1 pseudogene is annotated in these 230 nt (G+C 39.1%); it reads left to right on the plus strand.

Annotated elements, in window-relative coordinates:
• Positions 1 to 213, plus strand: a pseudogene (locus ACLJNW_RS29060) (fimbrial protein); the annotation flags it as partial.
• Between the last annotated feature and the right edge of the window lie 17 nt (positions 214 to 230).

Genomic DNA, 230 nt, shown 5'->3' on the forward strand with positions numbered 1-230 from the left:
GGTGATACCTACGCGAAAAATGTTTATGTGCAGATACAGAATACCGATGGTACGCCTCATACAATTAATTCAGCGATCGCGCTCCAGAATTATAACGGCTCCGGGGATTATGTGTTGCCTGACTTTAAAGTGTCTTATTTTATAGATGATGCTGAAAGCGTAACTGCGGGTAATGTCAAAACAGCCATTGAGCTTAAAGTTACTTACAACTAATAGGGATTATATATGAT

Source organism: Salmonella sp. SAL4457, assembly GCF_046548235.1.
GTDB lineage: Bacteria > Pseudomonadota > Gammaproteobacteria > Enterobacterales > Enterobacteriaceae > Salmonella > Salmonella enterica.